This is a genomic window from Streptomyces sp. CB00316, from assembly GCF_001905595.1.
Lineage (GTDB): Bacteria > Actinomycetota > Actinomycetes > Streptomycetales > Streptomycetaceae > Streptomyces.
This window is the reverse complement of the sequence record NZ_LIXI01000009.1, coordinates 40298-58827: the sequence shown is the minus strand read 5'-3', so window position 1 is coordinate 58827 and position 18530 is coordinate 40298. Positions and strand designations below refer to the sequence as shown.

The following is an 18530-nucleotide window of genomic DNA, read 5'->3' as shown; positions in this document are numbered from 1 at the left end:
CCAGTCCGCGTGGGACCCCTTGCAGGCGCCTCCGCCGGCAAGCACGGGGTTACCCCTGCATGCTCGGCCAGCTCCGCCGACGGCGACCCCTCGCTGCGGCTCCGGCGGGGGTCAGCCCACTGGGGTGCGAGTCCCGCGATCGGAGATCTCTGCCGTCCCGGAGGTGGCGGCGTCAGGATGGCTTCCGGGTTCCTTGGTGAAGGCCAGGAAGCGCGAGGGCGGACCGACGTGGGTCAGGTGGAGTTCGTGCATGGCCCTGGTGCAGGCGATGTAGAGCATCCCCTTGTCGATCTCGGTGGCGTAGGTCGTGTCGTCCACGTGCGGGACGATCACGGTGTCGAACTCCAGGCCCTTGGCGATGTGCGCCGAGGTGATGACGGCACCGGCACTGAACTCGGTGCTCTCGTAGTCGAGGAAGGCCAGGTCGACGCCCTCTGCCGCAAGGGTTCGGTGCAGCTGCTCCGCCTGGGCGACGGTCTTGCAGATGATGCCGAGGGAGCGGTAGTCGCTCCGCCGGTGCCGCTCGACCAGGACCAGGATCTGCTTGTCGTGCGCCCGCCGGTCCGCAGACGCAAGCACCTGTGGCGGAAGCCCGTGCCGCTCGACCGGGATGAGCTTGTCGTTACGCGAGACGTGCTGGGCGAAATCCGTGATCTCGGACGTGGAGCGGTAGCTCCTGCACAGCTCCAGACAGTCCGCCTCCGGAAAGATGTCTCGGATCACCGGCAGTGACGAGGAGCTGAGCGGGTTCACCGACTGGTTGGCGTCTCCGAGGATCGTCATCTTGCAGGAGAACAGCTCGCGTAGCACCGCGTACTGAACTGGGGTGTAGTCCTGCATCTCGTCCACCAGGAGGTGCCGGATGCGGCCGTAGCCTTCCTGCCGTGACGTCTTGATCATGGTGTAGACCAGCGGGAAGACGTCCGCGTACTCGATCTTCTTCCGGCCGAGCGGCTGGAACAGGCCCTTGCGCTCAGGGGCCTGGTAGAACGCCTTGTACAGGGAGAGCGCGTCCTTGTGCGGGAACATGGCGCGCACCTGCTTGCGGATGCCGTTGCTGTCCGCCGCCGACCACTTGCCGCCCTTGTCCAGCACCTCCTGCCGCAGCCGGTTCGCGGCGCTCTCGGCGAGGAGGTCCAGCCGGGCGAAGACGGGCAGGCCCCGCGAGGCCACGAAGGCGTCCGCGACCCAGTCCTGCGACAGCCGCTTGTTCCTCTGCTCGATCTGCCGTGCAGCGAAGTCCTCGTCTCCCCGCACGGCGAGCCACGCGTCGAGCAGGGTGACGAACTCCGGCGTCGCCTTGAATCTCATCCGCTCGGCCGCCGCGCCGTCCACACCGTCGAGCAGCTTGACCACCTGCTCGCTGAAAGTCTCGAACTCCGTCACCCTGGTGAGGTACCGGTCGGCGATCCTCTCGAAGTCGATCTCCGCGATCTGCTCCTCACCGAGCTCGGGCAGCACGTCGGCGATGTAGTCCCCGAACACCTTGTTCGGGGAAAGGATCATGACGTTGTCGGACGACAGGGAGTCCTTGAAGCGGTAGAGCAGGAACGCCACCCGGTGCAGGGCGATCGATGTCTTCCCGGAACCGGCGACGCCCTGCAGGATGAGCACCTTCGCCGTCTCGTTGCGGATCACCTCGTTCTGCTCGCGCTGGATCGTCGCGACGATGTTCTTCATCTTGTCGTCGGCGGACTGACTCAGCTCCCGTTGCAGTACCTCGTCGCCGATGGTCAACGTACTGTCGAACATGTAGTCAAGGCGATCGCCCACGACCTTGTACTGGCGCTTGCCCGTGATCGTTCCCCGGACGGTCCCCGTGGGAGCCTCGAAGTGTGCGGCCCCCGACTCGAAGTCGTAGTAGAGGCTGGAGACCGGTGCCCGCCAGTCGTGGACCAGGATCTCCTGGGTCTCCGGATCCGAGAAGTCATGGACCCCGATGTAGTGGCCCTTCCCCTCCCCGTCGTCCGCTCTACGGAAGTCGACACGCCCGAAGTAGGGGGATTCCAACAGGCGCTCCATGTGCCGGCGCACCATCACGGCACCGTCGCCCACACCCACGGAGGTGTTGACCTCGGTGCGCATGGCGGCCTTCTCGGCGGCGTCCATGTCACGCCAGTTCTCCCACATGAACTCCTTCTGCTCCTGGATGGTCCTGGCGGTTCGGTCGATCGAGGCACCGAGCCGCTCCAGTTCCAGTTTCAGCAGGCGCACCGTCTCGGCCAGGTACTGCCGCTCTTGTTCCATGTCTCGCGTCTGCAAATCCGTCAAGGCCCTCTCCGGTCGCGTGTCCACCACTCAATCTACCGTAACGTTAGAGTAGGGTGCGGCGAGCTAGGTAGTCGTCGATGGTTCGCAGCGGGCCGAGTTCGTTCCACCGGGGACTTCGAACCGCCCGCGGTCACGTCGCCGAGCCCCTGGCCAGTCGATATGAGGCTCTTGCCAGGGCGTTGCCGCCTGCCTCGAAGGGTTGACTTGAGCTCAATCGGAATCCCTGAAGCTGTTGTCCTGGGTGTCGTCGAAGGAGTGACGGAGTTCCTCCCGATTTCCTCCACCGGGCACCTGAAGATCGCCGAAGGACTGATGGGCATTCCGGTGGACGATGCCGCCGTCGTCGGGTTCACGGCAGTCATCCAGGTGGGTGCGATTGCCGCCGTATTCGTCTATTTCTTCAAAGACATCGCGCGGTTCGCCACAGCCTGGGCTCGTGGTCTCACCGATCGTGAAGCCAGGCAGCGGCACGACTACAAGTTCACCGTGTGGGTCGTGTACGCCACCGTCCCGCTTGTATGCGTCGGCCTGGCCGCGAAGCCACTGATCGAGGGGCCCCTGGCGTCGCTGTGGGTCGTGGCCGGTTCGCTGATCGCCGGGAGCGGTGTGATGTGGGTCGCTGATCGCATCGGGCGCCACAAGCGGGGCGAAGATGACATCGACCTCAAGGACGCCATGCTGGTCGGCTCGTCGCAGATCCTTGCACTGCTGTTCCCGGGCTTCTCACGCTCTGGTGCGACCATGTCTGCCGCCTTGCTGCGCGACCTGGACAGGGTGGCCGCGACCCGGCTCTCGTTCTTCCTGTCGATCCCGGCGCTGACCGGCGCGGGACTGTACGAGTTGCAGGCTGCCACCGGTGGTGACGTTGGCTTGCTGCCACTGGCCGTCGGCACGCTGGTGTCCTTCGTCGTCGCCTACACGTCCATCGCATGGCTACTGAAGTTCGTCGCTCAGCACACCTTCAACGCGTTCGTCGCCTACCGCGTCATCATCGGCCTCTTCCTCATGGGCCTCCTGAGCACGGGCGTCCTGGAGGCATGACTGGCTGAGGGACGGTACGGAGGCAAGGCGAGGCGGAGGAAGGCGGCTCGACTGACGGGCAGGCCCTCTGGCGTAGACACGATGCCGCTTGCCTGTCGGCCGAACCACGGTGCAACTCGCCGCGCGCTCGCTCAGCGCCGGGCCATGTAGAGGCTGAGTGCTCTGTGCAGGAACCTGTTGAGCGGGAAGTCCCATTCGCCGAGGTATTCGGCGGCTTGCCCGCCGGTGCCCGCCTTGAAGCGGAGCAGGCCGAGCAGGGGGTTGTCCTCTTCGAGAGTGTCGGTGATGCCTCGCAGGTCGTAGATGTGTGCGCCCGATTCGTGGGCATCGTTCATCATCCGCCACTGGACGGCGTTGCTCGGTTGCAGTTCTCTTCTGCGGCTGGTGGAGCCGCCGTAGGAGTACCAGACGTGTGTGCCGACGGTCAGCATGGTGGCCGCGGACAGCACCTCGCCGGCATGGTGGGCGAGGTAGAGCCGCATCCGGTCGGGGTGTTCCGCTGCCAAGGCGGTCCACATGCGCTGGAAGTAGGTCAGCGGGCGGGGTGCGAAGCCATCGCGCGCGGCCGTCTCGCAGTAGAGCGCGTGGAAGGTCGTCAGGTCCTCGTATCCGCCTGTGGTGACCTTCACGCCGGCCTTCTCGGCCTTCTTGATGTTGCGGCGCCATTGCTGGTTGAAGCTGCGCTGGATCGTGTCCATGGTGCGTCCGGCGAAGTGGACCTGGAAGACGTAGCGCGGCTGCCCCGGGGCGAAGCCGCCCGACTCCCGGTCCTCGCGCTGTCGCCAGCCCATGGCGCGGAGCCGGTCGGCCACGTCGACAGCTCGTTCGTCGACGAAGGTCGCCTCAGCGTCACGCAGACGCCGGGCCTGCGGATCGGCGATGGCGGCCTTGACCACGTCGGCGTCCCAGCGGCGGGCCACGACCGGTGGCCCGATCCTGACCGAGAACGCACGCCGGGAGCGCAGATGGGTCAGCATCGGTTCGAGCCACTGCTCCAGATCGGCGGCGTACCAGTCGATCACCGGGCCTTCGGGCAGGTAGGCGAGATATCGCTTGATCTTCGGCACCGGACGGTAGAGGACGAGTCCCGCACCGCAGAGGTGTCCCTCGGCATCGAACCAGCCCAGGCTCTCCGCCCTCCAGCCCTGCTTCACGTCTCCCCACGCCGGGGTCTGCAGGTGACTCACCGATGGCCTCGTCGCCACGAAGGCCACGTGTTCGTTACGAGTGATGACCCTGATGCGGCATTTCATCGAGTGTGTTCCTTCGCGACGGCAGGCGCGTAACCCTACTCACACGTAAGAGTCACCATGCCCATCACCGCTGCGGGGCCGGACCGGGTCCCCCCTCCGGCCCGCCGTTCTCCACCCGTACGGGCTCAGCCACAGTGTCGGAGTGCTCGGGCTGTGGAGCACGGGTCAGGACTACGGCGACGGCAGCCGCAGCGGGTAGAGCGGCGAGAACGAGGAGTGCGGTGCCGTAGTGGCCTGTCAGGTCGTGGCCCAGAGAGACGGCCAGGGGGCCGAAGGCGCTGGCGGCCACCGTGATGGTGTGGGCGGTGCCTCGGATTGCTCCCAGGTGGGCGGTACCGAAGTAGCGGGGGTAGGTGGCGGCTTCGACGGCTCGTAGGAGGCCGTTGGAGGCTCCGAGGAGCAGGCCGTAGCCGATGGCCGTCCAGCCGGGTTCGACGGCGCGGGCGCCGAGGACGGCACTGGCGAGGATGGCCATGGCGGCCAGCAGGACGGGTTTGGGTGACAGACGGTCGATGAGGGCGCCTGCGGCGAGGGTGGCCAGCAGGGCGGCCGCGGTTTGTGGCAGGAAGTTGGCGGCGGCCTCGACCGGAGTGAGGCCACGCTCCCCGAGCAGGGCGATCTGGTGGAAGTTCAGCCCGGTGGTGAGCATGCTGCTGGCTGCCAGGCAGCCGGCCACGGACCAGAACGCGCCGGTGCGCAGCGCCTGGCCCAGGGTTCTGCCGGTGAGCGGGGCATCGGTGGTCTCGGTCGTGGGTGGGATGCCGTCGGTGTGCTGGCCGATGTCGGCGGGCCGGTTGCGGATGCCGAACAGGGCGAGCGGGATCACGACGAGCCATACGGCGATGCCTTCGATCGCCCAAGCCTGGCGCCAGCCGTATGCGGAGATCAGGCGCTCGATGAGGAGGGGCGCGAGGGAGATTCCGGCGGTGCCGATGGCGCTGGTGATTCCGAGGGCCAGGCCGCGGCGTTTGTCGAACCAGTAGGCGACCGTGGTGGTGGCGACCAGGGACAAGGCGCCCTGGCCGGCCATGCGGACGCCGACGAATCCGGCTGTCAGTCCGAAGATGCCGGTCACGAAGGCCAAAGAGACGAGGATGGCTCCGAAGACGGCGCCGACCGCGGCGATGACCCGCCGCGGACCGTAGTGGTCGATGGCGCGGCCGACCAGGGGCATCGCGCAGGCGCCGATGAGTGTTCCGGCCAGGTATGCGGTGGAGACCTGGGTGCGGCTGATGTCGAGATCCGCGATGAGGGGATCGATGAAGACCGAGACGCCCGTGGTCTGGCCCGGCGCGGTCATCGCCATGGCGAGCGCGCTGTAGCCGACGATGCGCCAGCCGTGGAAGGGTTTGCGCCCACCGGTCTCGGCGGCCAGGCGCGGAGAGCTCCCCACGGACCTGCTCTTCGCGGACCGGCTCAACGGTCCTCCTTCCGATTCCCCGGCGCCGCCCCGGTGGGACGGGCAACTCCAACCTCCGACGCATTCTTCCGGGTGTGGCCGGCGAGTTGGGGGCGCCCGCCCCGCGTACGTGGGCGCCGCACGCGGGCGCGGGGATGCGGCAGGCTTCTCAGTGCCCGACCGTGGTCAGTCCTGCGTGGTGCTGTAGAGCCAGTGGCCGCGGGTGGGTGGCATCTTCGCGTTGCCCGCGGTGGTGGTGCGTACGGCGAGGATCTGGTTGACGCCGATGTTGTTCTGCTCGAAGGCGAGGGCGGAGGCGGCCATGTAGAGGCGCCAGACCCTCGCCCGGCCGGAGGTGGTGAGGCGGGTGGCGTCGGACCAGCGGTTCTCCAGGTTGGTGACCCAGGCGCGCAGGGTGAGGGCGTAGTGCTCGCGCAGGGCTTCGACGTCGCGTACCTCGAATCCGGCGTCTTCGAGGAGGGCGGCGGTGCTGGCGACGGGCGCGAGTTCGCCATCGGGGAAGACGTAGCGGTCGATGAACTCGTCGATCCGGTAGGCGTCTTCGTTCTTGAGCGGGCGGCGGGCGATCTGGTGGTTGAGGAGTCTGCCGCCGGGCTTGAGGAGGGAGTGGAGGATCTGGGCGTAGGCACGGTACTGCGCTGATCCGACGTGTTCGGCCATGCCGATGGAGGAGATGGCGTCGAAGGGTCCGTCGTCGATCTCGCGGTAGTCCTGGACGCGGATCTCGGCCCGGTCGGTGCATCCGGCTTCGGCGAGGCGCTTGCGCGCGAGGGCGGCCTGTTCCTCGGAGATGGTGACGCCGACGGCTTCGACTCCGTAGTGCTGGACGGCGTGCAGGACCATCGAGCCCCAGCCGCATCCCACGTCCAGGAGCCGCTGACCGGGCTGGAGGCCGAGTTTGCGGCAGATCAGGTCGAGTTTGGCGTGCTGGGCCTCTTCCAGGGTCGATTCCGGGTTCTCCCAGTAGGCGCAGGAGTAGACCATGGAGGGGCCCAGGACGAGGGAGTAGAAGTCGTTGCCGACGTCGTAGTGGTGGCTGATGGCCTGACGGTCACGGCGCAGGCTGTGCAGGGGGCCGCGGTGGGAGACCGCTTCCTCCCGGGGCGGGGCCGGAGGCAGGGCGGGTCCGGCCAGGGCGAGTACGTCGGCGGCGAGCCTGATGTTGCGCGGGTCGCGCAGTGCGGTGAGCGTACGCAGGAGGGCCGGGCGTCCCGGTTCGCTTTCGCCGCGGTCCCAGACGAGGCCGGAGATCCGGGCGAGGCCCTCGTAGAGGTCGCCCTCGATGTCGATCTCTCCGGCGACCCAGGCCCTGGCGAGGCCGAGCTCGCCCGGTTTCCACGCCAGCCGGTGCAGGGCACGGCGGTCCCGGATGGCGAGGACGGGCCCGGTGGAGGGGCCTGCCTCGCTGCCGTCCCAGGCCCGCAGCCGTAGCGGCAGCGGCCTGCCGAGTGCCTGCTTCACCATGTGTGACAGCCGTCCGGCTGCGTCCGTCATGATCCCTGCCTTCTCAAAAGAGTCACGGCGCTCCCGTCATGTCGCGAGCGCTGTACTGCGACGGATCCGCCCCGGGGAGGGGGCGGCCGGAGCGCGGGCCCGGCCGGGGGCTGGTCAGGGCATTGGTCCCGGCCGGACCCGCGCAACGTGGGCCGCCCCTGCCCGCGGTCCGTGGTCAGCGGGCAGGGGCGGCCGGTCTCAGTGGCTGCCGGTGAGCTGGCCGGCGAGCTTGCCGTGCATCTCGGCGCTGGCCTTGTTCAGGCCGATGATGGTGACCTTCTTGCCGCGCTCGGCGTACTTGGTCTCGATGGCGTCGAGGGCGGCGACGGAGGAGGCGTCCCAGATGTGGGCGTCGATGAGGTCGATGACGACGTCGTCGGGGTCGTCCTTGTAGTTGAACTGGTAGACGAGGTCGTTGGAGGAGGCGAAGAACAGCTCGCCGGTGACCGCGTAGACGACCTGGTTGCCGTCCGGGTCGACGACTCCGGAGACCTCGGCGATGTGGGCGACCCGCTTGGCGAAGATGACCATCGCGGTGATGCAGCCGAGAACGACACCGATGGCGAGGTTGTGGGTGGCGACCACCGCGGCGACGGTGACGGACATGACCACGGTCTCGCCGACCGGCATGCGCTTGAGCGTCTTGGGCTGGATGGAGTGCCAGTCGAAGGTGGCCATGGCCACCAGGATCATCACCGCGACCAGGGCGGCCATCGGGATGGTGGAGACGACCGGGCCGAAGACGACCACGAGCACGAGGAGGAAGACACCGGAGAGGAAGGTGGAGAGGCGGGTCCGGGCGCCGGACGTCTTCACGTTGATCATCGTCTGGCCGATCATGGCGCAGCCGCCCATGCCGCCGAAGAACCCGGTGATCACATTCGCGATGCCCTGACCGAGGGACTCGCGGGTCTTGTTGGAATGGGTGTCGGTGATGTCGTCGACGAGCTTCGCGGTCATCAGCGACTCCATCAGCCCCACCAGCGCGAACGCGAAGGCATAGGGCGCGATGGTCGTCAGGGTGTCCATCGTGAACGGCACGTCCGGCAGACCCGGCACCGGCAAGGAGGACGGCAGGTCCCCCTTGTCCCCGACGTTCGGCACCGCGATACCCGCCGCGACCGTGATCACGGTGAGGATGACGATGGAGACCAGAGGAGCCGGGATGACGGTGGTGATCTTCGGGAAGAAGACCATGAGGGCCAGGCCGCCGATGATCAGCGGGTAGACGGCCCAGGGGACGTTACGCATCTCCGGGACCTGCGCCATGAAGATCAGGATGGCCAGGGCGTTGACGAAGCCGACCATCACGCTGCGCGGCACGAACCGCATCAGCTTCGCGACCCCCAGGGCGCCGAGGACGATCTGGATGATCCCGCCCAGGATCACGGCGGCGATGAGGTAGCCGAGGCCGTACTCATGGTTCAGGGGTGCGATGACCAGGGCCATCGCACCCGTCGCTGCGGAGATCATGGCCTTGCGGCCACCCACGATCGAGATCACGACGGCCATCGTGAAGGAAGCGAAGAGGCCGACCGCCGGGTCGACGCCCGCGATGATCGAGAAGGAGATCGCCTCGGGAATCAACGCCAGGGCGACGACGAGGCCGGCCAGCACCTCGGTACGGAAGATTTTGGGGGAAGCGAGCCAGTCCGGCTTGGACATACGCAGCCTGGGGACTGTGGTCAGCGGTGAAGACATGCAACCGTTTCTGTTCGGGCGCACGCATCCACGCTGGACGCACGCGCGTTTCGTACTCGACACCGCACCAGGGGGGGCGGGTTCCCGGCGGCCCGGCCATTGACGGGGGCCCTGCCGGAGGGGATGGCGGCCGGTGTGGCCGCCGATCGGGCGTCTTCGCCCGGAAGCTTTGGGGTGCCGGATAGTCAGGCCCGGTCGGGGTACGTATCCGGCGGTGCCGCTGCTGTCGTGCTTCTTTACAGCGCGAGCGGTTTCGTCGATCACTCTACCCTAACGTGAGGGCAGGGTGCGAGTTGCGGCTTATGAAGAGCCGGTGAACAAGCCCTTCGGCGAGCACATGCCCTCGGCCGCGTAGGCTGGAACACTTCACGTGTTCGACGGGCGACAGGGAGTCGAAGATGAGGGTGGGCGATGGCTGACCAGCAGATGCAGATCGGCGAGGTCGCCGAGCGGACCGGCCTGTCGTTGCGCACGATCCGCCACTACGAGGAAGTCGGACTCCTCGTCCCCTCGGCCCGCAGCAAGGGCGGGTTCCGCCTTTACACCGAAGTGGACATCGAGCGGCTGATGACCATCCGCCACATGAAGCCCCTGAACTTTTCCCTCGAAGAGGCACGGGAGCTCCTCGACATCCTCGACGCACTCCAGGAGACCGGCGCCACCGGTGAGGACCGGCAACGGCTGCGGGGTCGCCTGGAGTCCTATCGCCAGGTCGCCGACGCCCGCTGCGAGGCGCTGCGAGCACGCCTGGAGATGGCCGAACACTTCGCCGCCTCCCTGCGCCGCGAACCGTCCGCTCGCGACTGATTTAGTCATCGGCGCCCTCGAAAGCCCGCATGCGCTTCACGCGGCCGAGGAGACAGCCAATCCGAGCGCAGCCGTGCGCAGAGGTTGCTCGCGCGAACGAGGCCCGGGCAGGAACTTCACGGCCGGAGAGCATCACAGGGCGACGCGATGCCGGGCTTCGCGCAGGGGCTGCAATGCGGCGAGAGGAGGCAGGCCGTTCGTCGCCCCAGCCCGGGAATGGCGTGGCGTCACGGTTGCCGAGCATGGTGACGGACCGGCGCCAGGTGAAGTGGCCTGCTTCTGGACAGTGCCGAGAAGCGGGGGCAGGCGCTCGTTGACGCGCCGGCCGCAACACCATCAGAGACGCCGACCGGAAGAATCAGTCGTCGATCGGCTGCGTGAGGTGACTCGTCGGCACTGGAGCACGCCCACAGGCGGCGCACCGGGCGAACCGGCAGACGATCTCGCGAATCTCGCCAGCGCCGGACAAGTCCCTACGCCCACACCGGATGAGCAGTTGTGGGCGGTGGCTCCTCAGTAGGCCCACCAAGGCCCCTGGGCGGGTTGTTCGTCCCATGCGGCAGTACCGTCGTCGCGGACTTTGTACACGTAGGTGTGGGTGAGCACGTTGGCCGCTATCGTGCAGATGGCGCACCAGTTGCCGCGGGCGTCAACGTTTTCGAAGGCCACTTCGCCGGTGCTCCGGCGGGCGGCTCGCCCTGCGGTCATGATCATTTCGGAGCCGTCGATCATGCGCACCAAAAAGGTTCCCAACGGTCTTTCCCCCCTCTGTCCAGCTGGGCCGAGCACAGGCGTGTCGGCGCTCCGCCTTGCCGGTGTGCGGTCAGTAGCACCACCAGGTGCCGTCGTTCGGCTGGGGGATCCAGTTGTAGAGGCCGCCGTCGGCAGGGGATCGCCGGTAGATCGCTGCCACCATGCCGGCCCGGTAGGTCCGAAGCCGCTCGGCCCGGCCGTGCCGGTCGGTCCTTTCCAGCACGATCTCGCCTGCCGCGGTGCGCCCTGCCGCGTCTGCCTCGACCAGGGTGTCCGCGCCGTCGGCCAGTTGCAGCATGAAGACTGCCATGACGTGTGCTCCGTGTTCCTAAAGTCCGACCGGGATGCGGGGAAGGTCTTCCCAGATCTGGCGGAGTTCCGTGTAGCGGCGGTCGGGCAGTTGCCGGAGCACCTCCCGGACCTCCGGCCGGGCAGTGGCTGCCCCTATGAGCAGGTCGTGTTTCGTCACCGCGCCGTTCGCGAAGAGCGCGGAGAGATGATCGGCGATCTCTGTACGGGTGACCGCATCAGGCATGTGCTCTCCCCAAGGTGTGTGGTGCGCGTCGACGGGCGCCCGATGCGCTGCCCTGCGGGGCAGCCTCGGAGAGACCGCCGCCTGGGCCGCCCCGGGCGGCGGTGCGGCAATGCACCGACCGCCGCCCGGGAACGGCTTGGAAGCAGACCGACCAGGTCGGCGAGCATCTCTACTCTAACGCAAGAGTAGAGTGTCGAAGCAAGGGCCGATCCCACCGACTCCGATAGTTCCTGACAGGGAAACCGGATACAGGCGGGGCAACGCGGGCCGACCCGGGGACACTCTACCGGTACGTAAGAGTAGAGTGACCCTGTCGGCGCACAGAGTGGACCGGTGAGGCGCCGACACGGCGGCCCTGGCGCGATCCCGCCCGCGCCGGGGCCGCACCCCGCCCGTTCACTGCGCCGGGGTCAGGGGTGGAAAAGGTGGAGGCGGCCGGGCATGGGCTCCAGGCGCAGAGGGGCTCGTACGTCGTGCGCGGGGATGCCGTCGATGTCGAGCCGGTAGGCGCTCCAGGGGCGCTCGTAGCGAAGTCGCCGGACATGCCGCGTGGCGAAGGTCTCCCCCCGGACCTGGAGAGTGCCTTCCGCCGTGAGGTCGATGCGCAGGGGCCGGTCGGCGGGGGCGCTGATCTTCTCGTTGTCCAGGAGGAGTGATGCGTTGCCGGCATGGGGCTGCAGGCAGGTGATGGTCGCCTGGCGGACGGCGATGTCGAGGGTCTCGCCCGGGAGGTGGACGCCGATCACGGCGAGGCGTCGGGCGTGGAAGTTGGTGAGCCCGGAAGGGCTCGCACCGGGCGGGCGCTCGATGAGCAGGGGCAGGTTCCACAGAGCGGCGGCACGTAGTGCCTGAGCCCGCTGGGAGCCGCCGACGTGGAGCAGCAAGTGGACGCGGGGGCGTTGACCGGTCGGGGGCACATGATGGCGTTCTCCGGCTTCGGGTACGGGGCTGAGCTCAGCACTCCGGATCTCCTGCTGAGCCAGATGCCAGCGCAGCACCCGGGCCTGCTCCCGGTCCGCTCTGCCCCAGCCGCGCAGAACTCCGACCACGGGCCGCGCGGCGGGCAGTTCGCGGGCGATTTGCACGGCGGCGGAGACGAGGGGCTCCTGGTCGGTTTCGGTGTCTACAGGGTCGACGCCGGAGGTGGAGGGGGTACGGGGTGACATGCAGGCTCCTAGCGTGCTCATGGTCGGTGGGCCCCGGGCGCGCGGACCGCGATGCTGCGCAGCGGCAGGGAAGAGCGGGCTCGCGAGACCGCCCTGGAGTCACAGTGGGACCCCTCGGCCTCGCGAGCGGCGGTGAAGCGACCGCCCCGGGGTTGCCGCGTCGCCCCGCCCGAGTGGCCCGGGGCGGGACTGCAGCAGCACACCCGACCGCGCATCTCTAACCTAGCGCGAGAGTTCGTCGCTTGGAAATTCCCTCTTGGACTGGGCCGGTCGACTCCAGACCCTCCCGTTGGGGTACTTTTGATCACGTCAGTGGGATTCCTGGACACGTCCTGCTGGCGCGGCGGTCCCGGTAGGTCCTCCACTCGACGGTGGTACCGGGGCCGCCCTTCGCACGACGCCTCGGTCCGGCCCGCTCAACGCAGTTCGGCGGCCGGAGGCCGGGGCGGGCCGGCCATGAACTCCCCAGTGGTGACGGCCCGGCAGAGCGTGTCCAGGGCGCACTGGGCGGCCGATGAGCGACAGCTGAGTGCCGCGCGAGTGACGCGTCATGACCTGCGGGCGCTCCCAAGATCCGAACCACCGCAGCCCGCGTAGCGTGTGGCCCCGCGCATCGTGCCCCGCAGGGCAGTCAGGTGCAACGTATGTCGCCCTCGTACGGCTCCCTTCGCAGCTCGAAACACTCGCCGCACGAGGCGGGTTACGCCACGCAGGGCCGGCACGGGCCCCGGACCTGACCAGCTCGCCGCATCGGACGTGACCGGGGCTGGCAAGGGCGGCATCCAGCCGCCGGTACGCGTCCGGGGCGGGATGCATATATTCGCCCATGCTCATTGCGTTGATCGCGTCATGCGGTCGCTCTCGTCCGCGGTACCGGTTGAGCGCCGGGGCGGGCCGACGTGGCGCTGCTCGCCCCGGCTGTCGCGGAATGCCCAGGCCATGTCGGGTTCGGTCACAGCACGCAGGGCACGGCGAACCGGCGGGGTGCACATCAGGGTCACGGCGATGGCGGCCGCCAGGGAGACGGCGACCTTCCCGGCGGGTTCGCTGAGCCAGGTGTACGTGTCGAAGACCCCGGCGTACTCGGGCCCCTTGATCGCGAAACCGTGCAGCAGGTATCCGCAGATCGTCCCCGCCCCGAGGACGGTGAACCACATGCGCCGGCTCGGCACCCAGGACAGGAAAGCGACCGTCAGCAGCAGGGAGCAGCCGAAGAGCAGGAGGGTCATGACGGGGCCGCTCCACCAGGGTGCGTCCAGCTGTTGAGCGCTGTTCGTGCGGAAGAGCCAGCTGGTCTTCATGCGCGGGGCGACCCAGTACGCGAACAGCAGCGCACCGGCGAGGACCGGCAGGGCGAGCAGCCGGACCTCGCGGCGCCGCACGGTCTCGAAGTGGTGGGGCTTGAGGCACAGGCCGAGGACGAAGAACGGGAGGAACTGCAGTACGCGTTGGAGGTTGAGGTCGTCGCCGATGCCGGGGGTGAGCGAGGCGAGCGCGGCGATGCCGAGAGCGACCGGAATCGGGTGCCGGAGATGCCGCCACAGCGGGCTGGTCAGCCGCCAGATCAACAGCGCGGCCAAAAACCAGGTCAGGAAGAACGGGTCCAGCAGGGTGATCGCGTGATCCGGTGTGTCGTCGGCGTACCGCTTGAAGAGCGAGTAGGCGACCTCGAAGACGGCGTACGGCACGGCGATGCCGGTGATCAGGCGCTTGATCTGGTGGGGGCGGCCGGTGAAGCTGCGCGAGAGGTAACCGCAGATCACGATGAAGGCCGGCATGTGGAACGTGTAGACGAACATGTAGAGCGCCTTGGTGGCGCGGCTGCTCTCCACGGCCTCCCAGGAGTGAGCGACTGCCACCAGGACGATCAGCAGGTACTTGGCGTTGTCCAGGAAGGCATCGCGCTGGCCGACCGCCCCGGACCGGCCTCCCTGGGACTGCTGCTCAACGGCGGGTGAGGACGATCGAAGCCCCCCCCCGGCACGGCGGCACCCGCTGAGGTATCGAGTTTGGTGCCGAAACCTCCGGCACCGGAAGCGTCGTTCACAGCACTCTACTTTCGCGTGACAGTAAGGATGCTTTTGCGGGCGGCACCCCGCGAGCGACACCCACCACCGACTCATGGCGAGCACCCGAAGGGCGCGGACCTGTCAGGCGGGATCACCTCACCCGCCCCGGCGCAGCAGCGTAGGCGCCCACAGTTCAAGCACCGTACCAGTCGCTTTACCCTTCCTTTGCAAAAGGGGAGGTGGAGGGAGCGAGCTTCCTGACCACCCGGGGGACTCATGGGCGGGACTTGTCGAGATCACCCCAGGGCAGACCTTCACGACCCTCACCCACTCTCCCCATAGGTGAGGCATGACCGCCGAGGAGGGCTGCCCGGAAGCCTCCACTCCCCCGCATCCGGTGGTGTGCTATTCGTGGGCGGCGAGGAGGGTGCCGAGGCTGGCGTCGGGGAACTGCCGCTGGAAGGAGTTCGCCTGCCAGCGGTCGGGGAACAGCGCGAGCTGCGCTTTGTCGCGGATCCTGGTCAGCGCCTCGCCCTTGACCAGCTGGGAGCGGTTGAGGGTGTCCGCTCCGGCGGCGTCGGTGGCCCGCGCCAGGTGATAGGGCAGCATCTCCAGGCGGACGGGGGCGGAGAACTCCCCGGCCATCCGGGCGGAGACGACGTCGAACTGCATCGGCCCCACCGCCGCCAGGACCGGTGCCTGGTCCCCGCGTGTGTCACTCACGAGGACCTGCACGACGCCCTCCTCGTCCAGCTGGGCGATGCCGCGGCGGAACTGCTTGGAGCGGCTGATGTCGACCGGCCGTACGACCGCGAAGTGTTCGGGGGCGAAGGTCGGCATGGGCGGGAACAGGGCCGGCGGCCCGTCGTAGAGGGTGTCGCCGACGCGCAGGGCAGCGGCGTTGACCAGTCCGACGACGTCGCCCGGGTAGGCGGTGTCGACCATGGAGCGGTCCTGGCCGAAGACGCTGTGGGCGTACTTGGTGGCGAACGGCTTTCCGGACGCGGCGCGGGAGACGGTCACGCCTCTTTCGAAGACGCCCGAGCACACCCGCAGGAAGGCGATCCGGTCCCGGTGGGCCGGGTCCATGTTCGCCTGCACCTTGAACACGAGCCCGGAGAAGGGTGCGTCGACGGGCCTGCTGCCGCCGCCTTCCAGTCGCCGCGGCCCCGGGGGCGGGGCGAGGTCGACGATGGCGTCCAGGAGCAGCCGTACGCCGATGTTGGAGACCGCCGCGCCGAAGAAGACCGGCGTGGAGCCGCCCGCCAGGAACGAGGCTTGGTCGAAGCCGGCACCGTCCGCCTCCAGCAGCTGGAGCTCCTCCACCGCCTGCTGCCAGTCGGCGCCCTCCTCGAACGCGGCCCGCTCGGCGGGAACGACCTCTTCGGCGGCTTCGTGCGCGCCGCCGGGGGTACGGGTGTAGCGGAGCATCCGCTCCGGCTCGCGTACGTCGACCAGGCCGCGCAGGTAGCCGGAGGTGCCGACCGGCCAGTTCACCGGGGTGGGCTTGAGCCGGAACTCGCGCTCGATCTCGTCCAGCAGCTCCAGGGCCTCCCGGCCGGGCCGGTCCCACTTGTTGATGAACGTGATCACGGGGATGCCCCGGTGCCGGCAGACGTCGAAGAGCTTACGCGTCTGCTCCTCCAAACCTTTGGCCGCGTCGATCAGCATGACCGCGCAGTCCACGGCCGCCAGCACCCGGTAGGTGTCCTCGGAGAAGTCCGCGTGCCCAGGAGTGTCCAGCAGGTTCAGCACGCAGTCCCGATAGGCGAACTGCAGGACTGCGGAGGTCACGGAGATACCACGGGCCTTCTCCATCTCCATCCAGTCCGACGCCACACCCCGCCGCCCGGACTTGCCGTGCACCGCCCCCGCCGACGTGATCGCGTGCGCGTGCAGCGCCAACGCCTCGGTCAGCGTCGACTTGCCCGCGTCCGGGTGACTGATCACCGCGAACGTACGCCGCCGGGCCGCCTCAGCGGCGGCCCACTCGCGCATGGCGTTCACCGCGCCGCCTCCGATCCGGCCACCGACGTATCCAGCAGGTGAGCGAGCTGCTCATGGAGGGAACGCGCGAACGCCTCCGCCGTCTCCAGCTCACGGCGCAGGTCCTCACACCGCGCATCGGCCCGCACCCAGTACTTCCGCAACTTCGCCACCAACTCCTCGTACGCCTGCTCATCATTCTCCGGCAGCGGACCACCGCGGCCAGGAAGCCGGTCCAGCACATCGAGCAGCGCCCGCACATCGTCCAGACAGAACCCGAGCGGCCGCATCCGACGCACCAGCACCAACCGCCGCACCTCCAACTCCGTGAACAGACGGAAACCACCCAGACTGCGCCCACTGGGAGCGACCACACCGACGCTCTCGTAATGACGGATCGTGCGCAGGGACAGACCCGTGCGCCCGGAGACCTCACCGATCCGCATCAGCCGCTCACCCACGACTCCACCGCCCCGCGTCACCCGTCCGGCACCTTCGCCTCCTACAAATCTACCTTGACGTCAGGGTAGATTGACAATCGCTGCAACGAGGGCCGCCCGCGAGCTGTCGTCGTTGTCAGGCGGCGCCGCCTTTCCCCCCACGGGGGCGGCGTCGTTCCGCCGTCACTCGGGTACCGATGGCCGGTCCCGATCCCGCTCTCAGGAGTTTCTGCCGCGATGCGTCTTGGTGTGCTCACCTCCGGCGGCGACTGCCCCGGCCTGAACGCCGTCATCCGCTCCGTCGTCCACCGCGCCGTCGTCGACCACGGCGACGAGGTCATCGGCTTCCGCGACGGCTGGAAGGGCCTGCTCGAACGCGACTGCCGCAAGCTCGACCTGGACGCGGTCAGTGGCATTCTGGCCCGCGGCGGCACGATTCTCGGGTCCTCCCGGGTACAGCCCGCACACCTGCGCGACAGTGTGGACCGCGCCAGAGGGCACGTCGCCGAGCTGGGACTCGACGCCATCATCCCGATCGGCGGAGAGGGCACCCTCAAGGCCGCCCACCTCCTCTCCGAGGCAGGCCTGCCCATCATCGGCGTACCGAAGACCATCGACAACGACATCGCCTCTACCGATGTCACCTTCGGATTCGACACCGCGGTCGGCGTCGCCACAGATGCGCTGGACCGGCTCAAGACCACCGCCGAGTCGCACCAACGGGTCATGGTCGTGGAAGTCATGGGACGCCACACCGGCTGGATCGCCCTGCACTCCGGCATGGCCGCCGGCGCCCACGCCATCATCGTCCCGGAACGCCCCTTCGACATCGGCGAGCTCACCGCACAAGTCGGGGAACGATTCTCCGCGGGCAAGAAGTTCGCCATCGTCGTGGCCGCCGAGGGCGCCAAGCCCCGCGAGGGCACCATGGACTTCGACGAAGGCGACACCGACGTCTACGGTCACCAGCGCTTCGCCGGCATCGCCCGGCAGCTCTCCGTCGAGCTGGAAAACCGCCTGGGCAAGGAAGCCCGGCCCGTCATCCTCGGCCACGTCCAGCGCGGCGGCACCCCCACCGCGTACGACCGCGTCCTCGCCACCCGCTTCGGCTGGCACGCCGTAGAGGCCGCGCACCGCGGCGAGTTCGGGAGAATGACGGCGCTGAGAGGGACCGACATCGTGATGGTCCCGCTCGCCGCGGCTGCCCAGTCGATCAAGACCGTCCCTCCGGAGCGGTACGCCGAGGCCGAGACCGTCCTGTAGACGCGAGGAAGGACGACAGCTGCGCCGCCTGCGCGAGATCCGTCACCTTAGGCGCAGCGGCGCTATGGCGCCGACGCCGATCGAGCGACGGCCGGTTGTCGCACAAAGCCTTCGGGCCCCGCCGTACGTGCCTGCCTCTGACTCTGCCAAAGCAGCATCGACATCCCACATTCGACGATGACGAAGGAGACCGCGATGCCCTCACCAGTCACGGGACGAAGGCCACCCCGGCGCCATCTCGGCCCACTTCCTGCACAGCGCCGACGGCAGCCGGGTACTGCTGTACACGGAGTGGACCAGCGTCGAGGCCCATCAGGAGGCGGCCGCGGCCGGGGACCACGACGCGACCCATGAGATCTTCGCCGGCACCCCCGGGGTACGGCCCACCCGC

The 18530-nt window shown here is 68.5% G+C and carries 15 protein-coding genes; 3 read left to right on the top strand and 12 right to left on the bottom strand.

The genetic code is table 11. The features are described 5' to 3' along the window. Positions 1-111: 111 nt before the first annotated feature. Positions 112-2247, bottom strand: coding sequence for a HelD family protein (locus AMK21_RS24020; RefSeq protein ID WP_073881250.1), 2136 nt, complete (start codon positions 2245-2247; stop codon positions 112-114). A 228-nt stretch (positions 2248-2475) separates the two neighbouring features. Here AMK21_RS24020 and AMK21_RS24015 point away from each other — a divergent pair, with 228 nt between their 5' ends. Then, positions 2476-3312, top strand: coding sequence for an undecaprenyl-diphosphate phosphatase (locus AMK21_RS24015; protein WP_073881249.1), 837 nt, complete (start codon positions 2476-2478; stop codon positions 3310-3312). A gap of 131 nt (positions 3313-3443) precedes the next feature. Here AMK21_RS24015 and AMK21_RS24010 read toward each other — a convergent pair whose 3' ends face one another. From AMK21_RS24010 to AMK21_RS23995, 4 genes are all read right to left on the bottom strand, one after another. Then, entirely contained in the window at positions 3444-4565 is a 1122-nt protein-coding gene (locus tag AMK21_RS24010) for a lipid II:glycine glycyltransferase FemX (RefSeq protein WP_073881248.1), read from the bottom strand. A gap of 64 nt (positions 4566-4629) precedes the next feature. Next, entirely contained in the window at positions 4630-5958 is a 1329-nt protein-coding gene (locus AMK21_RS24005) for an MFS transporter (RefSeq protein WP_234422033.1), read from the bottom strand. A gap of 192 nt (positions 5959-6150) precedes the next feature. Continuing rightward, a complete protein-coding gene (locus AMK21_RS24000; protein WP_073881246.1) occupies positions 6151-7479 on the bottom strand; it encodes a class I SAM-dependent methyltransferase in 1329 nt (442 codons plus the stop codon). Positions 7480-7677: 198 nt separating this feature from the next. Beyond that, positions 7678-9180 carry a SulP family inorganic anion transporter gene (locus tag AMK21_RS23995; protein ID WP_073881245.1) on the bottom strand — a complete coding sequence of 501 codons (1503 nt, stop codon included), beginning with the start codon at positions 9178-9180 and terminating at the stop codon, positions 7678-7680. Between the two features lie 411 nt (positions 9181-9591). Here AMK21_RS23995 and AMK21_RS23990 point away from each other — a divergent pair, with 411 nt between their 5' ends. Continuing rightward, entirely contained in the window at positions 9592-9987 is a 396-nt protein-coding gene (locus tag AMK21_RS23990; RefSeq protein WP_073881244.1) for a MerR family transcriptional regulator, read from the top strand. 513 nt (positions 9988-10500) lie between these two features. Here the strand turns inward: AMK21_RS23990 and AMK21_RS23985 are convergent. From AMK21_RS23985 to AMK21_RS23950, 7 genes are all read right to left on the bottom strand, one after another. Continuing rightward, a complete protein-coding gene (locus tag AMK21_RS23985) occupies positions 10501-10725 on the bottom strand; it encodes a hypothetical protein (protein WP_158070730.1) in 225 nt (74 codons plus the stop codon). A gap of 85 nt (positions 10726-10810) precedes the next feature. Beyond that, on the bottom strand, positions 10811-11050 hold the full coding sequence (locus AMK21_RS23980; RefSeq protein WP_073881242.1) for a hypothetical protein: 240 nt from the start codon (positions 11048-11050) through the stop codon (positions 10811-10813). Positions 11051-11068: 18 nt separating this feature from the next. Further along, on the bottom strand, positions 11069-11275 hold the full coding sequence (locus AMK21_RS23975; RefSeq protein WP_073881241.1) for a hypothetical protein: 207 nt from the start codon (positions 11273-11275) through the stop codon (positions 11069-11071). Between the two features lie 410 nt (positions 11276-11685). Next, complete coding sequence (locus tag AMK21_RS34900) at positions 11686-12441, bottom strand: hypothetical protein (protein ID WP_143194879.1); 756 nt, start codon at positions 12439-12441, stop codon at positions 11686-11688. Positions 12442-13271: 830 nt separating this feature from the next. After that, positions 13272-14333 carry an acyltransferase family protein gene (locus tag AMK21_RS23960; RefSeq protein ID WP_079181250.1) on the bottom strand — a complete coding sequence of 354 codons (1062 nt, stop codon included), beginning with the start codon at positions 14331-14333 and terminating at the stop codon, positions 13272-13274. A 522-nt stretch (positions 14334-14855) separates the two neighbouring features. Then, the gene (locus tag AMK21_RS23955; protein WP_073881481.1) at positions 14856-16448 is read right to left on the bottom strand and encodes a peptide chain release factor 3; all 1593 of its coding nucleotides are present in this window, start codon (positions 16446-16448) and stop codon (positions 14856-14858) included. A 5-nt stretch (positions 16449-16453) separates the two neighbouring features. Then, positions 16454-16897, bottom strand: a complete 444-nt coding sequence (locus AMK21_RS23950) for a MerR family transcriptional regulator (protein ID WP_073881238.1) — start codon at positions 16895-16897, stop codon at positions 16454-16456. A gap of 216 nt (positions 16898-17113) precedes the next feature. Between AMK21_RS23950 and AMK21_RS23945 the strand changes: the two genes are divergently transcribed. Beyond that, positions 17114-18139 (top strand): 6-phosphofructokinase, encoded by a 1026-nt coding sequence (locus AMK21_RS23945; protein WP_073881237.1) that lies wholly within the window; start codon positions 17114-17116, stop codon positions 18137-18139. Positions 18140-18530 lie beyond the last annotated feature (391 nt).

Coding starts and splice junctions, on each gene's coding strand:
- AMK21_RS24020 (WP_073881250.1), bottom strand. CDS start 2,247: ATGGAACAAGAGCGGCAGTACCTGGCCGAGACGGTGCGCCTGCTGAAA.
- AMK21_RS24010 (WP_073881248.1), bottom strand. CDS start 4,565: ATGAAATGCCGCATCAGGGTCATCACTCGTAACGAACACGTGGCCTTC.
- AMK21_RS24000 (WP_073881246.1), bottom strand. CDS start 7,479: ATGACGGACGCAGCCGGACGGCTGTCACACATGGTGAAGCAGGCACTC.
- AMK21_RS23995 (WP_073881245.1), bottom strand. CDS start 9,180: ATGTCTTCACCGCTGACCACAGTCCCCAGGCTGCGTATGTCCAAGCCG.
- AMK21_RS23990 (WP_073881244.1), top strand. CDS start 9,592: ATGGCTGACCAGCAGATGCAGATCGGCGAGGTCGCCGAGCGGACCGGC.
- AMK21_RS23980 (WP_073881242.1), bottom strand. CDS start 11,050: ATGGCAGTCTTCATGCTGCAACTGGCCGACGGCGCGGACACCCTGGTC.
- AMK21_RS23975 (WP_073881241.1), bottom strand. CDS start 11,275: ATGCCTGATGCGGTCACCCGTACAGAGATCGCCGATCATCTCTCCGCG.
- AMK21_RS34900 (WP_143194879.1), bottom strand. CDS start 12,441: ATGTCACCCCGTACCCCCTCCACCTCCGGCGTCGACCCTGTAGACACC.
- AMK21_RS23955 (WP_073881481.1), bottom strand. CDS start 16,448: ATGCGCGAGTGGGCCGCCGCTGAGGCGGCCCGGCGGCGTACGTTCGCG.
- AMK21_RS23945 (WP_073881237.1), top strand. CDS start 17,114: ATGCGTCTTGGTGTGCTCACCTCCGGCGGCGACTGCCCCGGCCTGAAC.